The organism is Georgenia faecalis, from assembly GCF_003710105.1.
Classification (GTDB): domain Bacteria; phylum Actinomycetota; class Actinomycetes; order Actinomycetales; family Actinomycetaceae; genus Georgenia_A; species Georgenia_A faecalis.
This window is the reverse complement of sequence record NZ_CP033325.1, coordinates 1,160,370-1,179,030: the sequence shown is the minus strand read 5'-3', so window position 1 is coordinate 1,179,030 and position 18,661 is coordinate 1,160,370. Positions and strand designations below refer to the sequence as shown.

Annotated in this window: 15 protein-coding genes; 4 read left to right on the top strand and 11 right to left on the bottom strand. The window is 73.1% G+C overall.

The genetic code is table 11. The annotated features are described in order from the left end of the window. Positions 1-9 precede the first annotated feature (9 nt). The 4 genes from EBO36_RS05025 to EBO36_RS05010 all read right to left on the bottom strand — a co-directional run bounded on the left by EBO36_RS05025 (position 10) and on the right by EBO36_RS05010 (position 5,213). Complete coding sequence (locus tag EBO36_RS05025) at positions 10-1,815, bottom strand: glycoside hydrolase family 35 protein (RefSeq protein WP_122823645.1); 1,806 nt, start codon at positions 1,813-1,815, stop codon at positions 10-12. Positions 1,816-1,930: 115 nt separating this feature from the next. Next, positions 1,931-3,286, bottom strand: coding sequence for an ABC transporter substrate-binding protein (locus tag EBO36_RS05020; RefSeq protein WP_122823644.1), 1,356 nt, complete (start codon positions 3,284-3,286; stop codon positions 1,931-1,933). A gap of 82 nt (positions 3,287-3,368) precedes the next feature. After that, positions 3,369-4,286 carry a carbohydrate ABC transporter permease gene (locus EBO36_RS05015; RefSeq protein WP_122823643.1) on the bottom strand — a complete coding sequence of 306 codons (918 nt, stop codon included), beginning with the start codon at positions 4,284-4,286 and terminating at the stop codon, positions 3,369-3,371. Positions 4,287-4,289: 3 nt separating this feature from the next. Further along, entirely contained in the window at positions 4,290-5,213 is a 924-nt protein-coding gene (locus tag EBO36_RS05010; protein ID WP_122823642.1) for a carbohydrate ABC transporter permease, read from the bottom strand. A 226-nt stretch (positions 5,214-5,439) separates the two neighbouring features. Between EBO36_RS05010 and EBO36_RS05005 the strand changes: the two genes are divergently transcribed. After that, positions 5,440-7,398, top strand: coding sequence for a glycoside hydrolase family 43 protein (locus EBO36_RS05005; protein WP_122823641.1), 1,959 nt, complete (start codon positions 5,440-5,442; stop codon positions 7,396-7,398). 70 nt (positions 7,399-7,468) lie between these two features. Here the strand turns inward: EBO36_RS05005 and EBO36_RS15885 are convergent, their stop codons facing one another. Together EBO36_RS15885 and EBO36_RS04995 are read right to left on the bottom strand one after the other, a co-directional pair. Continuing rightward, positions 7,469-9,490 (bottom strand): bifunctional metallophosphatase/5'-nucleotidase, encoded by a 2,022-nt coding sequence (locus EBO36_RS15885; RefSeq protein WP_122823640.1) that lies wholly within the window; start codon positions 9,488-9,490, stop codon positions 7,469-7,471. 147 nt (positions 9,491-9,637) lie between these two features. Then, a complete protein-coding gene (locus EBO36_RS04995; RefSeq protein WP_122823639.1) occupies positions 9,638-10,654 on the bottom strand; it encodes a magnesium and cobalt transport protein CorA in 1,017 nt (338 codons plus the stop codon). Between the two features lie 212 nt (positions 10,655-10,866). Between EBO36_RS04995 and EBO36_RS04990 the strand changes: the two genes are divergently transcribed. Both EBO36_RS04990 and EBO36_RS04985 read left to right on the top strand, forming a co-directional pair. Beyond that, positions 10,867-11,466 (top strand): hypothetical protein, encoded by a 600-nt coding sequence (locus tag EBO36_RS04990; RefSeq protein WP_122823638.1) that lies wholly within the window; start codon positions 10,867-10,869, stop codon positions 11,464-11,466. A gap of 119 nt (positions 11,467-11,585) precedes the next feature. Beyond that, entirely contained in the window at positions 11,586-12,218 is a 633-nt protein-coding gene (locus EBO36_RS04985; protein ID WP_122823637.1) for a DUF4126 domain-containing protein, read from the top strand. A gap of 19 nt (positions 12,219-12,237) precedes the next feature. Here the strand turns inward: EBO36_RS04985 and EBO36_RS04980 are convergent, their stop codons facing one another. Next, positions 12,238-12,900 (bottom strand): response regulator transcription factor, encoded by a 663-nt coding sequence (locus EBO36_RS04980; RefSeq protein ID WP_187695847.1) that lies wholly within the window; start codon positions 12,898-12,900, stop codon positions 12,238-12,240. Positions 12,901-12,976: 76 nt separating this feature from the next. Then, entirely contained in the window at positions 12,977-14,239 is a 1,263-nt protein-coding gene (locus tag EBO36_RS04975) for a sensor histidine kinase (protein WP_122823636.1), read from the bottom strand. 134 nt (positions 14,240-14,373) lie between these two features. Here EBO36_RS04975 and EBO36_RS15880 point away from each other — a divergent pair, with 134 nt between their 5' ends. Next, a complete protein-coding gene (locus tag EBO36_RS15880; RefSeq protein WP_280525429.1) occupies positions 14,374-15,234 on the top strand; it encodes a DUF4352 domain-containing protein in 861 nt (286 codons plus the stop codon). A gap of 88 nt (positions 15,235-15,322) precedes the next feature. Here the strand turns inward: EBO36_RS15880 and EBO36_RS15875 are convergent, their stop codons facing one another. Genes EBO36_RS15875 through EBO36_RS04955 form a run of 3 tightly spaced genes read right to left on the bottom strand, consistent with a single transcriptional unit; the run spans position 15,323 to position 18,568 of the window. Further along, a complete protein-coding gene (locus tag EBO36_RS15875) occupies positions 15,323-17,122 on the bottom strand; it encodes a carbohydrate-binding domain-containing protein (RefSeq protein WP_280525428.1) in 1,800 nt (599 codons plus the stop codon). A 40-nt stretch (positions 17,123-17,162) separates the two neighbouring features. Next, the gene (locus EBO36_RS04960; protein WP_122823633.1) at positions 17,163-17,951 is read right to left on the bottom strand and encodes a polyphosphate polymerase domain-containing protein; all 789 of its coding nucleotides are present in this window, start codon (positions 17,949-17,951) and stop codon (positions 17,163-17,165) included. Next, a complete protein-coding gene (locus EBO36_RS04955; RefSeq protein ID WP_241237002.1) occupies positions 17,948-18,568 on the bottom strand; it encodes a DUF4956 domain-containing protein in 621 nt (206 codons plus the stop codon). The genes EBO36_RS04960 and EBO36_RS04955 overlap by 4 nt, the downstream gene beginning before the upstream one ends. Positions 18,569-18,661: the final 93 nt, after the last annotated feature.

Here is an 18,661-nt window from a genome sequence, read left to right as displayed (position 1 = left end):
GGTGTCGGATCACTGCGTGACGGCGGTCCACCGGGGACCGTCGACAAATCGGAGAGCCGCGTCGGGGGCGGCGGCCAGCTCGAGGGCGACGACGCGGTTGTTGTCCGGGCGCACGAGCGGCGCCGGTACGTAGAGGGTCTGCTGGGGGCCGGCCGACCAGAAGCGGCCGAGGTTCCAGCCGTTGAACCACACCACGCCCTTGCCCCACCCGGCGGTGGAGAGGAAGAGGTCGGCGGCGTCCATGCCGGGCAGGTCCCACGTCGTCAGCGACGGGCCGGGGCGGGGGGTCACCACCGCAGCCGCGGCCGGCGGGGACGCCGCGGCGGTCGAGCCAGCGGCGGTAGAGCCAGGCTGCGCCGCGGCGGCCACCCAGTCCTCGAGGGGCAGCGGGAGAGTGCGCCAGCCCGTGACGGGCGTGCCGTCGAGCACGACCGGCCCGACGAGCCCCTTGTGCTCGCCGATGCGCGGCCCGTAGTTCACGCGGCCGAGGTCCTCGACGAGGACGTCGAGCACCACCGCGCCCGGCCCGGGCAGGGTGAGGGCCCGGTCGCCGTCGCGGCGGTCGACGACGCCCACCGGGCGGCCGTCGACGAAGACCTGCGCCCGGTCGCGGACGTCGGAGAGGTCGAGGACGGCCGCCTCGCCCACCTGGACCTCGGTGCGGTAGAGGACGAAGCCGGTGAAGGCGTCGAGGTCGTCGTGGGTGGGCGGGGCGTCGTGGGTGGACCAGCCGTCGGCCGCGTCGACAAGCGGCCACAGCGAGCGGACCTCCCGGGGCACGGGCACCTGCGGCGTCGGGGCGGGTGCGCGCCCGCCGACGGCGGCGCGGGGGGTGCCGTGGTGGGCCGCGAGCACCTCGGCGAGCGCCGCGTACTTCGCGGTGGGCGTGCCGTCCTCGGCGAGCGGCGCGTCGTAGTCGTACGACGTCACGGTCGGGCGGTAGACGCCCTTGTGGTTGGCGCCGTTGGTGAAGCCGAAGTTGGTGCCGCCGTGGAGCATGTAGAGGTTGACCGACGCCCCGGAGGCCAGGAGGGCGGCGAGGTCCCCGGCGGTGGCGCCGGGGTCGGTGACGTGGTGGTCCTCGCCCCACGCGTCGAACCACCCGTTCCAGTACTCCATGCACATGAGGGGCCCGGAGGGCTGGTGCCGTCGCAGCGTCGCGAGCCGCTCGGGGCTGCGGGAGCCGAAGGTCGCGGTGCGGTGCAGCTCGGGCAGGCCGCCGCGGGCGAGCATGGCGTCGTCGGCCTGGTCGCAGGTGAACAGCGGCACCGTGACGCCGCCGTCGCGCAGCATCTGCGCCAGGGTGCGCAGGTAGGCCGCGTCGTCGCCGTAGGCGCCGTACTCGTTCTCGACCTGGACCATGAGCACCGGTCCCCCACGGTCGACCTGGCGCTCGACGACGAGGGGCAGCAGGGCGTCGAAGTAGCCCTGGACGGCGGCGAGGTAGCGCGGCTCCGACGTCCGCACGCCCACGCCGGGCTCGCGCAGCAGCCAGGTGGGCAGACCGCCGTTGTCCCACTCGGCGCAGATGTACGGGCCGGGCCGGACGATGGCGTGCATCCCGGCGTCGGCGACCAGGTCGAGGAACCGGCCGAGGTCGCGCCGGCCGCTCGTGTCGAAGGCATCCGCGGTCGGCGCGTGGAAGTTCCACGCCACGTACGTCTCGATGGTGTTGAGGCCCAGCAGGCGGGCCTTGGCGATGCGGTCGGCCCACTGGTCGGGGTGGACCCGGAAGTAGTGCAGGGCGCCGGAGAGGATCTGGTGGGGACGGCCGTCGAGGAGGAAGTCCTCGGCGCCGATCTCGAAGACGGGCATCGGCTCACTCGTTCGCGTCGGGCGGGCGCACGCTCCGGCGCGCCGCTGGGCCGGGGCGCCGGGCCCCGGGGTGGAGGCGTGCCGGGCGGCCCGTGGGGCCGCCCGGCACCGGTCCTCACTCGGCCATGGTGAAGCCCTGGTCGGAGCCGTAGGTCACCGTGGCCTCCTGCCAGTCCGCGAGGCCCTCGGCGAGCGTGGTGTCACCGACGTAGGCCTGCCCGGCGGTGTCGTTGAAGACGCTGTTGGCGTAGACCTGGAAGGGCAGGTACTGCCAGCCCTCGACGACGTTCTCCGCCGACCGGGAGAGCACCTCGTTGACCTTCTGGCCGCCGAAGTAGTCGAACTCCACGTTGAGGAACTCCTCGGACCCCAGCTCGGCCGTCGTGGCCGGGAAGGCCCCGCCGTCGAGGCGCGTCTGGACGCCGTCGCCGACGTTGGCGTACTCGATGAAGGCGTACGCGAGCTCCTTCTTCTCGCTCGCCTCGGGGACGGTGAGGGAGCTGCCGCCGTTCTCCGACGTCGCCATCTCGCCCTCCTCCCACTGCGGCATGTCCGCCACGCGCCAGCTGCCCGCGCCGCTGGGGACGCCGGACTCGAGGTTGGCCGGCATCCAGGCGCCGATCGTCAGGGAGGCGATGGTGCCGTTGGACATCCCCTGGTACCACTCGTCGCTCCACCCGACCGTGGGGGCGAGGAGGTCCTCGTCGATGAGGGTCTGCCACATCTCGGCGAAGCGCGCGGAGCCCTCGTCGGTGAAGTCGACGGTGACGTCCGTGCCGTCCACCTGGTAGGGCTGGCCGCCGGCCTGCCAGATCATGCTCGTCGTGAAGCCGGCGTCGCCGATGTCGTTGGTGATGTAGGCGTTGGGGTCGTGGGCGTGGATGGCGCGCGCCGCCTCGAGGTACTCGTCCCAGGTGGTGGGGACCTCGACGCCGGCCGCCTCGAAGACGTCCTGGTTGTAGAACAGGGCCATCGGGCCGGAGTCCATGGGCAGCCCGACGATGGCCTCGCCCTGCTGGACCGAGCCCCACGGGCCCGGGGAGAACGTCTCCTCGAGCTCGCCGGCGCCGAACTGGGTGAGGTCGGTGAGTGCCTCGCCGATGGCGAACTGCGGGACCGCGAAGTACTCGATCTGGGCGACGTCGGGCACGCCGGAGCCCGCGGCGATGGCGTTCTGCAGGGCCGTGTACTGGTCGTTGCCGGTGCCGACGTTGGCGAGCTCGATGTCGACGTTGGGGTACTCCGCCTCGAAGTCCTCGACGACCTGCTCGAGCGTGGGCTCCCACGCCCACACGGTGAGGCTGCCGCCCTCCTCGAGGACGGCGGCCGTGTCGACGGTGCCGCCGTCACCGGCGCCCGCGCCGCCGCCGTCGTCGGTGCCCTCGCCGCCGCCGCACGCGGTCAGCGTGAGCGCGAGCGTGCCGGCAACCGCGGCACCGCGGACGATCCGGCCTCGGGGATGAATGGTCATGGTGGTCCTCTCACTTCGTTGTGTGGTGCTCAGCGGGGGGTGTCTGTGGGAACGAGGGGCGCCGTGGCGCACGGCGGGGCCGCTACTCCTTGACCGACCCGGCCGCCAGGCCGGACTGCCAGTAGCGCTGGAGGAGGAGGAACGCGGCGATGAGCGGGAGGATCGTCAGCAGCGAGGCGGTGATGACGAGGTGGAAGATCGCCTCACCGCCGGCGGTCGCGGCCTGCGCGTTCCAGGCGTTGAGGCCGAGGGTGAGCGGGTACCAGTCGGGGTCGCGCAGCATGATGAGCGGCAGGAAGTAGTTGTTCCACGTCGCGACCATGGTGAAGAGCAGGACCGTGACGATCCCGGGGGCCAGGAGGGGCAGCGAGATCTGCCAGAACGTGCGCCACTCGCTCGCGCCGTCCACCCGGGCGGCCTCCATGAGCTCGGTGGGGATCGCCTCCGCGGCGAACGTCCACATGAGGTAGAGGCCGAACGGGGAGATGAGCGACGGGATGATCACCGACCACGGGGTGTTGGTGATGCCCATCTGGCTGAACATGAGGAAGGTCGGCACCGCCAGGGCCGTGCCCGGCACCGCCACCGCCCCGATGACGACGGCGAAGACGGCGCGCTTGCCGGGGAAGGTGAACTTCGCCAGCGCGTACCCGCCGAGGATCGCCAGGAGCGTGGCGCCGCCCGCGCCGACGACGACGTACAGCAGCGTGTTCCCCAGCCACCGGACGAAGACGCCGCCGTCGTACGTGAGCGTGGTGGCGATGTTGTCCCACAGGGCGAACTCGCCGCTGAACCACAGCCCGAAGGAGTTGAACAGGCTCTCCTGGGTCTTCGTCGAGTTGACGAAGAGCCACACCAGAGGCACGAGGCTGTAGATGAGGACGATGCCGGTGAGGACGGTGAGCAGCGGGCTGCGCCGGGGGCGGTCGACGCTGTACCCGCGCCCGGTGCGGCGGGGCGTCCCCGCCGTCGGGCGGGCGGGCCGGAGTGCGGTGGCCATGGCTCAGACCTCCTTGCGCATGCCGCGCAGCTGGACGGCGTAGGCGATGACCATGGTGATGACGCCCATGATGATTGCGACGGTGGCCGAGGCGTTGTACTGCTGCCCGGAGAAGGACAGCGAGTAGGCGAGCATGTTCGGGGTGAAGTTCGTCGTGATCGCGTTCGGGGCGAGGCTCTGGAGGATCTGCGGCTCGTTGAAGAGCTGGAAGCTGCCGATGATGGAGAAGATCGTCGCGATGACGAGCGCACCGCGGATGGCGGGCAGCTTGATCGCCTGGATGATCCGCCACTGGCCCGCGCCGTCGATCTCGGCGGCCTCGTACAGGGTGCGCGGGATGACCCGCAGCGCCGAGTAGAAGATGAGCATGTTGTAGCCGACGAACTCCCACGTGACGATGTTGCCGATGGCGCCGAGCACGAAGTCCGGGGAGAGGGGGTTCGGCACCGAGACGCCGAACGCCTCGTTGATGTTCCCGATGAGCCCGAACCGCGTGCCGTACATGAACCCCCACATGAGGGCGGCGACGACGGCTGGCACGGCGTAGGGCATGAAGATGGTGATGCGGAACGCGTTGCGTCCGTAGAGCCGCCCGCTGTCGATGGCCAACGCCACGAAGAGCGAGATGCCGAGCATGATTGGCACCTGGATCGCGAGGAAGATCGCCACCCGGGAGAGCGCTGACCAGAAGACGGGGTCCGCCAGCGTCCGCTGGTAGTTCTCGATGCCGACGAAAGCGTTGCCGCCGACGAGCTGGTTGCGGAACAGGCTGAGGTAGATCGAGTACGCGATCGGCGCGAGAAAGACGAGCGCGAAGACCGCCATGAAGGGCGCGAGGAACCCCCACCCCGTCCACGACCGCCGGGCACGCCGCCGCGGAGGCGCGGGCGCGGCCTCACGGATCGCCGCTGGAGCACTGTGGGTCACGCCGGGACTCTCCTCGCCATCGAGTTGATGTTTACGTAAACACCGCGCGACGGACACAGTCGCACGCGTTCGCACACGGTGTCAAGGGAGGGAGAGTGAGCAGCCCGGAGCAACGATCCCCGCCGCCGAAACCGGACCCGCGCCCGCGGGACGCCATAACCTGATCAAGCGCCGCGCCCGTCTCAGCGGCCGCACCGCTGCCCTCCCCGACGAAGTGGATTCGCACGTGAAGACCAGAACCAGGTACCAGGCCGCCGCCGTCGCGATCGGCCTCACGCTCCTCGCCGGGGCGCAGGGCGCCGCCGCGGAGACGGCGCCGCCGCCGGCCCGCGACACCAATGCCACCTACTACAACAACGCCGCCTTCGACGCGGCGGACCCGCACGTCCTGTTCGACGAGGCGAGCGGGTACTACTACGCCTACAGCACCGACGGCGCCACGCCCGACGCCGAGGGCAACGAGTACCTCTTCGGGATCTACCGCTCGGCGGACCTCGCCACGTGGGAGCACCTGCCCGGCGGCGCCATCCCGGCGGACGAGGCCAACCGATGGGGCCAGGACTGGTTCTGGGCGCCGTCGGTCCACCACAACCCGGAGACGGGCCTGTACTTCTTCTTCTACTCCGCCCGGCAGCGCGAGAACGTCGAGGAGGACTTCGGGCACGCCGGCTTCGAGGAGCCGAGCAAGGTCGGCGTCGCGGTCTCCGACTCGCCCGAGGGACCGTTCCGCTCCATCACCGACGCCCCCATCGACTACTTCCCGTACGACCCCGAGTACCGCGACGTCAACCTCATCATGGACGCCGACCAGCGCCGCCCCCCGGCCACCCTCGAGGAGGGGCAGACCGCGCCCCTGGGCACGTACATCCCCTTCATCGACCCCGACGTCTTCTTCGACGAGGACGGCCGCATCTACCTGTACTTCTCCCGCAACGCCTACCGGAACTGGGTGTGGGACGCCGAGCTCGGCAAGTACATCGAGGAGTCGAACATCTACGCGGTCGAGCTCACCGGCGACTGGTGGGCGGACCCGACGGGCACGACGATGCCGGAGATCACCCCGGCATACGTCGACGCGAACACGCGCACCGACGCCCCGGCCGGTGCGCGACGGGACGGCTACGTCCCGGTGATCGACTACGGCTCGGACCCGCAGGCCTGGGAGAACGCGCACGTCGACGACTACGCCACCTCAGACGGCGCCCGCAAGGACCGCCGGTGGGCGGAGGGGTCGACGACGATCCGGCGCGAGGTCGACACCGACGGCGACGGCGACCTCGAGCCCGTCTACTACCTCCTCTACTCGGCGAACAACTGGGAGAACGAGCACTACGGCGTCGGATACGCGACGGCCCCGAGCCCACTGGGGCCGTGGACGAAGCACGCCGGCAACCCGGTCCTCGCCCAGGACCCGACCCTGCCGATGACCGGCACCGGGCACGGCTCGGTCACCTACTCCCCCGACGGCACGGAGGCGTACTACGTCCACCACGGCCGGCCGGCCGAGGGACCGCGCAAGCTCTACACCTCGCGGCTGCACCTCGACGGCCACGGCGTCGACGCCGCCGGTGCTCCCGTCCTCGTCATCGACCAGTCCGTCTCCGACGAGCCGATCCCCTCGGGCGTCGCGCCGTACACGCTCACCGTGCGCGAGGGCGACGGCATGACCGAGCCGCACTTCTCGTGGGAGGTGACCACCGCCGCCGGAGCGCGGCTGCCGCTCGACAACCCGCTCAACCGGGTCCGGGTCGACGTCGACAACCCCGACGTCCTCCACCTGCAGGTCACCGGCTCGACGGCGAACTTCGGCGTCGTGGGCACCGGCGAGGCGACCGTCACGTTCACCTACCAGCGCCAGCTCGCGAATGGTGAGTACGTCGACGTCGTGCAGGTGCGCGACGGTGTGGAGGCACCGGTCGAGCACTCCGAGACGTTCCTCGTCGGGGAGGACGGGACGCCGCCCGGCGCCCCGGAACCGCCGACCGACGGCAGCACACCGCCGGTCAGTGAGCCGAGTGCCCCGACGGACGCCCCCACCGAGGGAGCCGGCTCCGGGTCCGGCTCCGGCGGGCAGCTGCCCGCGACGGGCGCCGCGGCGGGCGGCTCCTACGCCGTCGTCGGCGGGCTGCTGCTTGCCCTCGGGGTGCTGGCACGACGCCACGCCATCGCGACGCCGACGCCCTAGCGGCTCCTCGGGAGGGCCGTGGCGGTGCCGGACCTCGGCACCGCCACAGCCCACCCACGAGCGCGGTCGCCTAGGAAGCGGCCCGGCGCCGGGCCAGGGCCAGGGCGGCTCCGGCGAGGAGCGCGGCCCCCGCCATCAGCGCGACGGACGCGCCCGGCGCCCCGGTCGCCGGCAGCTCGCCTCCACCGGCCGGCGTGGTGGTCGGCGAGGGAGCCGCAGTCGCCGGAGGCGTGCCGGGTGCCGACGGAGCCGGCGTCGGGGCCACGGTCGGGTCGGTCGGGACCGCCGGTTCGTCGGTGGGGCTCGGTGCGGGCACCGGCGCGGTGACCACGCGCCAGTTCTCCACGAAGAAGTCGTCCGGGTCGATGACCCCGCGCGCCCGCGCCCAGTCGGCGAGGAGGTCCCGGATGTCGTCCTGCCCGGTGTAGAGCACGGGCGCGTCGGCGACGTGCGGGTACCCGCCGGCACCGGTCTGGCGGAAGTTGTTGAGGGCGAGGACGAAGCGGTCGTCGTCGGCCACGGGCGTGCCGTCCGGGTGCGTGAACGCCGTGACCCGCTGCCCCGCGGGCTGCGAGACGTCGATGGCGTAGTGGACGCCGGAGAGCACGTCGTAGTTGTAGTCGCCGATGCCCTCGGCGTTCGTGCCCGTGGCCGGGTCGAACGGCGCTCCCTCCTCGACCTGCGCGTAGTACCGGGCGGCGTTCTCCAGGTAGTCGCGCACCTGTGCGCCGGTGAGCTCCACCGCGGTGAGCGTGTTCGGGTAGAGGTAGAGCCCGGCGATGTGGCCGGTGGTCACCATGCCCTGCGGGAACACGGCCGTGCGCGAGAGCGGCGACGCCTGGGCGAGGATCGGCAGGTCGGCCGACGCCGTCCCGGCCAGGGCGTCGCGCACCACCTCGGCCTGGACGTGGGTGACGAAGTCGAGGATGGGGGTGTCCTCGTACCGCGCGGTCCGCGCCCGCATGAGCTCCGTGGCCTCGGCGACCGGCTCGTAGGCCTGCGCCACGTACTCGATGGCGGCGCGGTGCGCCGGCTCCAGCGCCGCGATGAGCGCCGGGTCCGCCGCCGCCACCTCGTGGCCGTAGTGCGGCTCGACGCTCGGTGCGTTGCCCGCGCTCCAGTCCACGGCCCAGCCGTCGCCGTCGGGCACGAGCTCGAGCGTCACCTCGCTCATCGACCGTGCCCAGTAGTACGGCTGGGTGAGCAGGACCCGTCCGCCGTCGGCGTTCTCGTAGACGCGCGCCGGCACGTCCTGGTGAGAGTGCCCGGCGACGACGACGTCGATCCCCGGCACCATCCGCGCGACGTTCGCCGCGACGTCCTCGTAGGCGGCCGAGGGGTCGTACCCGGCGTCGGGCACGGTGCCCTCCCCGGTGTGGGCGAGGACGACGACGACGTCGGCCCCCGCCGCGCGGGCGACCGGCACCCACTCGCGGGCCGCGGCGACCGGGTCCGCGAGGACGACCTGCCCCTCGATCTCCTCGACCACGAACGAGCTCAGCGCGGGCGTGAGCAGCCCGACGACGCCGACCGTGACCTGCTCGCCGTCGATGGTCCGCTCGATGAGCGTGTAGGGCTCGTGGTAGGGCTCGCCGGTCGCGGCGTCGAGCACGTTCGCCCCGAGCAGCGGCGCGGTCAGGTCCTCCTCGTACGCCGCGAGCACGTCGAGCCCGTAGTCGTACTCGTGGTTGCCGACCACCTGGGCGTCGTAGCCCATGAGGTTGAACGCCGTCGCCATGGGGTGCTCGGCGCCGGTCTCGGTGATCGGCTCGGCGAGGCCGTACAGCTCCGTCAGCGGGGTGCCCTGGATCGCGTCGCCGTTGTCGAGCACGACGACGGACTCCTCGCCCTTCTCCGCGCGCACGTCGGCGACGACGCTCGACAGGAGGGCGAGCCCGAGGACGTCCTCCGGGGCGTCGTACGGCGCCTCGGCGAAGTAGTCCCAGTTGAGCGCGCGGCCGTGGACGTCGGTGGTGGCGAGGAGCGTGAGCTCGGGGCCGTCGTCGGGGACGGCCCCGGGCGCGGGCGCGGCGAGGGCGGTGAGCACGAGGGCTCCCGCGGCGGCGAAGGGGACGGTGCGACACGGCCGCATGACAGCTCCTCGGGGTCGGGTGGCCCGAGGCTAGCGCCCGGAGGGGCGGTGCGGGAGGCGCTGTCCGCCGTCGCCGGGGTGCCCTCGGGCCAGCCCCCGCTACGGCCGGCAGCGGCTACCTCGAGGCGCCACCACTGCGAGGCGCCGCTAGAGCCAGTCGTGGCGCTTGAAGATCACGTACAGCACCGCGCCCATGGCGACCATCGCCCCGATAGCGAGCGGGTACCCGTAGGTCCAGTCGAGCTCGGGCATGTGGGTGAAGTTCATGCCGTAGACCGTGCCCACCAGGGTGGGCGCGAAGAGGATGGCCGCCCAGGACGAGATCCGCTTGACCTCCTCGCTCTGGACGTAGCTCGCCTCGGTGACGCGCCGCATCTCCTCGTTCTGCTCCTGAGCGACGAGGGTCGCGTTGAGCGTGAGCGCGTTCTGGAGCAGCGCACGGAAGGAGTCGGCGCGCTCGACGATCCGCAGGGTGTGGTCCTGGACGTCGCGGAGGCGGTGCTGGAGCTCGACGTCGACGTCGTACCGGTCGAAGCCCCGCTCAAGGTCGTCGAGCATGCGCACCAGCGGGTGGGTCGCCCGCTGGAACGCCATGACCTCGCGGGAGAGCTCGTAGATGCGGCGGGAGACGCTCGGGTCGGAGCTGAAGACCTGGTCCTCGATCTCGTCGATGTCGTTCTCCAGGCCCGCCGCGACCGGCCCGTAGCCGTCGACGACCTCGTCGAGGATCGCGTAGAGCACCGCCTCCGGTCCGAGGGTGAGGGTGTCGGGCTCCGCCTCGAGGCGGCGGCGCACCTTGCCCAGGTCCGGCGACTCCGCGTGGCGCACGGTGACGACGAAGCCGGGGCCGGTGAAGACGTGCAGCTCGCCGAACTCCACCTTCTCGGTGCTCTCGATGTAGCGGGCCGGCCGCAGCACCGTGAAGAGCGTCTCGCCGTACCGCTCGAGCTTGGGGCGCTGGTGGGCCTTGCGGGTGTCCTCCTGCGCAAGGTCGTGCAGCGCGAACTCGGCGGCCACCGCCGCGATCTCCTCGGGGCTGGGCCGGTAGAGCCCCACCCAGGCCATCCCGCCGTGGGCGTGGAGCAGCTCGAAGGTCTCCTCGAGGTTCGCCGGCGCCGCCACCCGCGATCCGTCGACGTAGATGACGTTGTCCACGACGCCCATGACGCTGCTCCTTCCGGTCGGCCACCGACTATCCCACGGGACCGGCACGCGATCAGCACCCGACGGCACGCGACCGCCACGCGACCGGCCGGCCAGGCCCGCCGCGGCCGAAGTCTGAGCGTTCTCCCAGTCTCGTCACAGCGTCACCCCAGGTCAGCCGCACATAGTGGCGGCATGCGGACATCCCGCACGCAGACATGAACGGAGAGACCATGCGCAAGAAGAACCGACTCGTGGCTATCGGTGCGGTCGGCGTCACCGGCCTCGCCATCGCCGGGGCGTCCCTGCTGCCTGCCTCCGCGGAGACCGAGTCGCCCGAGCCCACCGAGGAGAAGGGCACGACGACGGAGCAGGAGTCGTTCGGGGAGGAGGCGGCTACCCGCATCCGCTCCGAGCTCGATGAGCTCGTCGAGGACGGAACCCTCACCGAGGACGAGGCCGACGCCGTCGCCGAGACGCTCGCCGAGGCGCTCGCCGAGCACGGGCCGGGTGCCCGGGGTGAGGAGTCCGGCGGCATGCGCGGCGGCGGGATGCGCGGCGGCGACATGCGTGGCGGCGACATGCCCCAGGGCGGCATGCCGGAGGGTGACATGCCCGAGGCTGGGCCGGACGGTACCGACGACGGTTTCGGACCGGACGGTACCGACGACGGGTTCGGACCGGGCGGCGCCGACGACGGGTTCGGCCCCGACGAGAAGGACCGGACCGAGGACGACTCGACGACCGCCCCTGACGACGACAGCACCGAGCGCCCGGGCCGGGGCGGCCCGGAGGACGACGCCCAGACCGAGACCGAGACCGGCAAGGCCTGACACTCCCCTCCACGACGCGCAGCCGCCGCACCCGCAAGGGTGCGGCGGCTTCGTCGTTCTTCACGTCAGTCGCCGCGCAAAGCCGCGCGGTCCGTCGGCGTCCGTGGGACCCTGCCCCGGTGCTCGAACTCCTCACCGGCTCGGGGCTGGCGCTGGCAGCCGGCCTCAACGCCTTCATCCCGCTGCTCGGCCTCGGGCTCCTGTCGCGGTACACCGACCTGCTCGCCCTCCCGCAGGGCTGGCAGTGGATCGAGTCGACCCCGGCGCTCGTCATCCTCGGCGTCCTCCTCGTCATTGAGGTGGTGGCCGACAAGGTCCCGGCCCTCGACTCGGTCAACGATCTCCTCCAGACCGCGGTGCGTCCAGCGTCGGGCGGGATCGTCTTCGCCGCGGGCTCGGTATCCGAGACGACGGCGGTGACCGACCCCTCCACCCTGCTGGAGGACTGGCGCTGGGTCCCCATCGTCCTCGGGGTGCTCCTCGCGCTCACCACGCACACGACCAAGGCGCTCTCCCGGCCCGTCGTCAACGCCTCCACCGCGGGGATCGGCGCGCCGGTGGCCTCCGCGGCGGGGGACGTCTCCGCCGTCGGCCTCGTCCTCGCGGCGGTGCTCCTCCCCGCACTCGTCGCGGTGGTCGTCGTGGTGGTCGTCGTCCTCCTGGTGATCCTCGTTCGGCGATGGCGCGCGGCCCGCTCGGCGCGCCCCAGCCAGGCCGCCGGCGACGGCCGGGGCGCCCTCGGGCGCTGGTGAGCGGGCCGGTGCGCTCGGCCTAGCGCAGCAGCCCGGCGCGCTCGGCGAGGACGGCGACCTCGACACGGTTGCGGACCCCGAGCTTCGCCTGCGCGGACGAGAGGTGGGACTTCACCGTCGCCTCCGACACGTAGAGCCGGTGGGCGACCTCGGCGTTGAGCAGGCCGTGGCCGACGGCCACGGCGACGTCCCGCTCCCGCTCCGTCAGCGCGGCCATGGCCGCCTGCGCACGGCGCCGCTCGGCGCCGGAGCCGTCCGCCGTGAGGTGGTCGAGGAGCTGTCTCGTGCTCCGCGGGGACAGCACCGCGTCCCCGGCGACGACGGCCCGGACCGCGCGGATGATGTCATCGGGGCCGGCCGACTTGAGGAGGAACCCTGCCGCGCCGGCGTCGAGGCTGCGCAGGACCGCGTCGTCGACGTCCCACGTCGTCAGCGCGATGACGTGCGGTGGCGAGGGCAGGGCGCGGACCGCCCGCGTCGCCGTGATGCCGTCGATGCGCGGCATACGCAGGTCCATGAGGACGACGTCGGGTGCGTGGGCCTGGACCGCCGGCACCGCCTGGTCCCCGTCACCGGCTTCCGCCACGACGGCGATGTCGTCCACGCTGTCGAGGATGAGCCGCACACCAGTGCGGACCATCGCGTCGTCGTCGACGACGAGCACCCGGTGCGGCAGCGGCATGCCTCGGATCGTAGGACGGCCCACCGACACCGGCACGTCCCTGCCCGTGCGCGGCCAGCCCGCCGGGCGCGCACGCTCAGCGCAGCGGCGCGCCCCAGGGCAGGGTGACGGTGACACGGAACGTACGTCCACCGTCGTCCAGGCCATAGGCCAGGCGCCCGCCGAGCAGCTCCGCGCGCTCCGCGATCCCCTGGAGCCCCTGCCCCGGGCGAGCGTCCCCCTCCGCACCGGCGCGATCCGGCGACGGCGCCAGGTACCGGTTCCTGGCGTCGATCCGCACGCCGTCGCCCGGACCGCCGACGACGGACAGCCGGATCTGCTCTTCCGGTGCGTGCTTGCGGGCGTTGGTGAGCATCTCCTGGACGATCCGGTACACCGCCCGCGCGAGGGCGGGTTCCGCCTCGGACGCACGGTCGAGGTAGACCGTCGCGCTCACCGGGACGCCCGTCTCGACGGTCTCCTCGATGACGGCCTGCAGGTCGACGAGCGAGAGGTCCGGGTCCGTCGGCTCGTCGCCCATGGGATGGCGCAGCACGGCGAGGAGCGAGCGCAGGTCGTCGAGCGAATGGCCGGCGCTCTCCCGGACGAGGGCGGCGCTGCGGGCCAGGTCGGCGTCGCCCCGGGCGTTGGCCTCGAGCGCGCCGGCATGCAGGTTGAGCAGCGAGAGGCGGTGGCCGAGGACGTCGTGCACCTCGCGGGCGATGCGCTCCCGCTCGACCTGGCGGGCGAGCTCGTCACCCAGCCGGGTGCTCGTCCGCCGCACCGTGGTCGCCTCGCGCGCCGACTCGCGCGCCTCGCGCCGGGCGCGCAGGGCGAGCCCGACCCCGAGCGCCGCGCCCATGCCGAGGGAGACGACGACGGGGACCACCCACCAGTTGAGCTCGACCACCGTGCCGGGCGGGGCACCGACCGGACCGAGCATGCTCTTGAGCAACGACTCGGCCATCGTGGGAGCGGTGACGTCCCGGACCGCCGCGAGCGTTGTCGTCACGGCCACCGCGCCGGCCGTCCACCACACGTCCGCGCCGCGGCGGCGTCCGACGAGCGAGGCGAGGGCGACGAGGGCGGTCGAGGCCCCGAGCGGCAGGACGATTCCCGCGGCGACCGCAGTCAGTGCCACCGTGTACGGCGCGCGGTGACGCCAGATGAGAGCGAGCGGGACGAGCAGGCAGGCGAAAAAGCCGACGAGGATGAGGAGCATCGACCCGCCGTCCTCCGCGCGCTGGCCCAGCTCGGAGAAGACGAGGCTCGTGAGGGAGGCGAAGGCGCAGCATGCGACGAGGAGCGCCGTGCGCCACCAGGGCGCGCGACGCTCCGTTACGACCGAGGCCACGTCCATGGCCGACACGCTAGGGCGTGGCACCCACACCCGGTACCCGCTGATCGGCCGGCGACTGCCCCCTCGGCCTCCCCCGATCGGCCAGCGAGGTCTGCATGTTCGGCCGAGGTGGGCACCGGCCCCCCGGTGATTCGGTGAAGCCCCCGACAACGGAGGTCATCGTGAGCTTCACCGGCCCCGGCGCCCAGCCGCCGCAGCACCAGCCCTCACACCAGCCCAACCCGCAGGGTCCTGCCGCCTACGCCACCCCCGGCTCGCCCGCCGGCGGCCCGGGGGCGCCCTACCCGGCAGCCGCCGGCGGCCCCTTCCCGCCGACCCCGCCGGCCACGCCCGAGAAGAAGAGCTGGTTCTCCCGGCACAAGATCCTCACCGGGCTCCTCGCGCTCCTCGTCCTCCTCGTCGCGGTCGCCGCGCTGGGTGGCGGCGGCGCGGACGACGCGCCCGCGCCCTCCTCCCAGCGCACCGGCGCGGCCACCGCTGGACCCGACGAGCCCGGCGTCCCTGCCGAACCCGAGGCGCCGCCCGCCGAGCCCGAGGCGCCGCCCGCCGTGCCCGCGGAGCCGCCCGCCGAGCCGGACGCGCCCGCCGAGCCCGCCGTTCCCGGCATCGGTGATGCCGTCCGCGACGGGAAGTTCGAGTTCGTCGTCACGGGCATCGAGACCGGCGTGGCCGCCGTCGGCGGTGACCTCTTCGGCGAAGAGGCGCAGGGGCAGTTCGTCCTCGTCCACATGACGGTGACGAACATCGGCGACGCCGCGCAGTACTTCTCCGGCGACGACCAGATCCTCGTCGACGCCGCCGGCCGGGAGCACTCGGCCAGCTCGAGCGCCGGGCTCGCCATCGAGGACAACGACACGTTCTACAACGAGATCAACCCGGGGAACACCGTGGACGGCACGGTCGTCTTCGACGTCCCCACGGACGCCGCGCCCGTGAGCATCGAGGTCCACGACTCGATGTTCTCCGGCGGGGCGACCGTCTCCCTCACCGAATGAGGGGACACCGACGCCGGGGCCCGGGCCTGAGTGGCCCGGGCCCCGGCGTCAGCGAGCCAGGGTCGGTGGCGCGCCAGGGGCGGTGGCGTCAGAACGCCGGCCCGCCCCGCCCGCCGGAGCCGGCAGCGCCCCGGCCGCCGCCGGGCTCGCCCATGCCGCCGGGCTCACCCCCGCCGGGTCCGCCCATCCCGCCGGAGGCGTACTCCCCCGCCGTCACCGTCGCGACGACGCTCGCCCCCGCGAGGTCGCCGTCGTCGTGGACGCCGCCGGTCTGCGTCCCAGCCACCGATCCGCCGACGTAGACCTCGTACGTCTCGCCGGCGACGAGCCCGGGGGCGGAGAGCACCACCGAGCTGAAGGACGTCCGGGGCGTGAAGGAGGCGACGACGTCGCCGTCGGAGGAGACGACCTGGACCACCGTGCCCGCCCGCTGGCTCGGGACCGTCGTCATCACCGATGCCTGCGGCGAGTCGGTGCCCGGCGCCATCGCCATGCCGGCGCTGCCGGCCGCGACGAGCGTCCCGCCGCTGATGGTGAACTCGCCCACGACGTCGATCGAGCCGTTGCCCGGGTCAGCCGGCCCGGAGACCATGACGGTGCCGCCGGACATGTCGACGGTCCCGTTGGAGTCGAGGCCGTCGCCCCCGGCCTCGATGCTCACGGTGCCCCCGGTGACGGTGAGCGAGTACGAGGACGTCTCGTCCCCGGCGGCGTTGACCCCGTCGTCGCTGGAGACGAGGGTGACGTCGCCGCCGGTGACGGAGATGGCCGGCGCCTCGATGCCCTCGTAGGAGTCGGTCACGGACACGGTCCCGTCGGTGACCGTGACGCTGCCCTCCGCGTGCACGCCGTCGTCGCCGCTGGCGAGGGTGAGCTCGCCGCCCGTGACGGCGACGTCCCCGTTGGAGTGGACGGCGTCGTCGGCCGAGTCCACGGTGGCGGTCCCGCCGCCGACGACGACGGCGACGCCGGCCTTGAGCCCCTTGGCCGAGTCGTCCTCGGCGACGGTCGCGGAGGAACCCCCGCCCGACCGCACGTCGAGGGTGCCGTCCCCGACGATGACATCGGTGGCGGCGTCGACACCGTCGGCCCCGGCCTCGATGCTCACGGTGCCGCCGAGGAGAGCGACGTAGCCGGCCGCGGCGTCCTCGTCGTTGTCCGACTTGAGGCCGTCGCCCTCGGCGGTGGCCACGATCTCGCCGTCGTTGACGACGAGGTAGTCCTTACCGCGGATCGCGTCGTCGACGGCGTCGACGGTGATGGTCCCGCCGTTGACGACCAGGCCGTCCTTGGTGGCGATGCCGTCGTTGGTGCGGCCCTGCACCTCCAGCGCACCCGTGCCCGTGATGGTGAGGTCGGCGGCCGAGTAGAGGCCGGCGTCGGGCTCGTCGGAGCCGTCCTCCACGGTCCGGGCCGCGTCGGCAAGACGGTTCTCCGAGCCGTCGGCGAGGACGATGACGGCGGTGCCCGCCTCCACCACGGCCAGCGGCGAGGAGGCCGTGCTCGCGACGTCCACGCCGTCGAGCACGAGGCGCACGACGCCGCCGTCCGCGGCGTCGACGACGACCTCGCCGTCGGTGAGGGCGCCGCTCAGCCGGTAGGTGCCGGCGCGGTCGATGGTCACGGTGTCGCCGTCGATGCTCACGCCCTCGCCGGACGCGGTGGACGCGCCGTCGGCGAGGTCGACCTGCACCTCGGTGGCCGCGTCCCACTCGGCGTCGGCCGCGCCGTCGTGGGTGGGCAGGTTCGCGGTGAGCGCGTCGGCGACGGTGAGCGCCGGGGCGGACTCCTCGGCGCGGGGTGCGCTCGACTGGGGCGTGCCCTCGTCGGTGGGCGTCCCGGCCGCCGCGGAGCAGCCGGCGAGGAGGCCCCCCACGAGGAGGGTCACAAGAACGGGACGGTGCGGAGTGTGCACGGTGGTTCTCCGATCATGCGGACGGGGTGGCGGGGGCGGCGTCGAGGCGCGCGAGGGCGCGGCGCCACCGGTTCGCGGGCAGGTCGTGGAGCAGCGCGAGGCCGGTGGCGTACTTCGACACGCGGGTGGGCCGGTGGCCGTGCTCCCAGAGCAGACGGTCGATCGCGCAGGGCAGGCCGCCGGACTTGGTCTCGACGATCACCAGGCCGTGGGCGTCGCGACCGCGACCGTCGGCCGTAGTCCACGCGAGGTCGGTGTCGACGGTCGCGCGGGCCCCCGAGGCGGGCACGTGCAGGGTGGCGCGGCGGTACCGGGTGGTGAGCACCGGGCGCAGGTCGGCGACGGGCCAGGCAGGGATCTCGGCCTCGGTGAGCACGTCGGTGACGAAGCCTCGCCCGATCTCGGTGAGGGTCTCGGGCGAGTCGTAGGGCAGCCGGCGCTTGACGGTGGCGCCGCGGGGGCCCCGGGTCTTCACCTCGAGCCAGCACTCGCCGCTGTCGAGGTAGGTGCGGGTGCGGACCTTGAACCGCCTACGACGGCGGTGGGCGGCGCCGGCGTAGCTGGTGAGCTCGCGGGTGTCGAAGTAGACCGACCGGTAGCCGAACGTGCGCCGCCCGTCCACCTCGAGCACCTCCGTGCCGGCGGGCAGGGCGGTGAGGACGTCGACGGCGTCGGCGTGGTCGAGGACGTACTTGCGGTCCACCCGGGTGAGCAGGCAGGCCTGCTCGTTGAGCGCCGCCAGGTCCGTGGCGGCCAGGTGCGCGAGCGGGAGGGCGGCCGGGACGGGCGCGGGCGTGGTCATCGGGCGCGCCCCCCGACGGCGGTCGCGTCGGCGACCGCGCGCTCCCCGACGACCCCGCGACGGCGCCCGGTCCCCGAGTCGAGGGTGTAGCGCACGTCGACGAGGGTGGTGTCGTTGACCAGGTCGAGCTTGTGGACGCTGACGCCGTGCACCCGCGCGCCGAGGAGCTCCTCCAGGCGCGCGGTGAGCTCGTCCTCACGGGGGACGGCGTGGTCGAGCAGGACGGTCTCGTGCCGCAGGCGCGGAAGGAGCCGCGGGTGGTCGCCGACGTACATGACGGCGACGATGAGCGCCATGAACCCCGCGCTCACCTCGGGCGTGCCGACCTCGAGACCGCCGAGCAGGCCGAGGGCGAGCGCGGAGAAGTAGTAGGCGACCTCGCGCTGCGAGAGCTCGCTGGAGCGTAGCCGGATGATCGAGAGCACGCCGAACAGGCCCAGGCCGAGCCCCGCCCCCACGGTGCTCGAGGAGAGCGCCGCGGCGACGCCGAGGACGCCGACGTTGACCGCGAGGTAGGCGACGGCGAGGTCGTGCCGCCGGTGCCGCGGCAGGTACAGCGCGAAGGTGAGCAGGAGGACGGCGACAAGGTCCGCGAGCAGCAGCGGGAGGGGCGGCACGGTAACGCTCCGGTGACGGGTCTGGACGAGTGCTGGTACCAGTGAGCCACGCTCCCCTTCGGCAAGGCTGGGACGTGGCTGGGAGGTTCCTGG

Excerpts from the sequence above, each read along its gene's own strand:
- EBO36_RS05025 (WP_122823645.1), bottom strand. The coding sequence starts at position 1,815 with ATGCCCGTCTTCGAGATCGGCGCCGAGGACTTCCTCCTCGACGGCCGT.
- EBO36_RS05020 (WP_122823644.1), bottom strand. The coding sequence starts at position 3,286 with ATGACCATTCATCCCCGAGGCCGGATCGTCCGCGGTGCCGCGGTTGCC.
- EBO36_RS05015 (WP_122823643.1), bottom strand. The coding sequence starts at position 4,286 with ATGGCCACCGCACTCCGGCCCGCCCGCCCGACGGCGGGGACGCCCCGC.
- EBO36_RS15885 (WP_122823640.1), bottom strand. The coding sequence starts at position 9,490 with ATGCGGCCGTGTCGCACCGTCCCCTTCGCCGCCGCGGGAGCCCTCGTG.
- EBO36_RS04995 (WP_122823639.1), bottom strand. The coding sequence starts at position 10,654 with ATGGGCGTCGTGGACAACGTCATCTACGTCGACGGATCGCGGGTGGCG.
- EBO36_RS04990 (WP_122823638.1), top strand. The coding sequence starts at position 10,867 with ATGCGCAAGAAGAACCGACTCGTGGCTATCGGTGCGGTCGGCGTCACC.
- EBO36_RS04980 (WP_187695847.1), bottom strand. The coding sequence starts at position 12,900 with ATGCCGCTGCCGCACCGGGTGCTCGTCGTCGACGACGACGCGATGGTC.
- EBO36_RS04975 (WP_122823636.1), bottom strand. The coding sequence starts at position 14,239 with ATGGACGTGGCCTCGGTCGTAACGGAGCGTCGCGCGCCCTGGTGGCGC.
- EBO36_RS04960 (WP_122823633.1), bottom strand. The coding sequence starts at position 17,951 with ATGACCACGCCCGCGCCCGTCCCGGCCGCCCTCCCGCTCGCGCACCTG.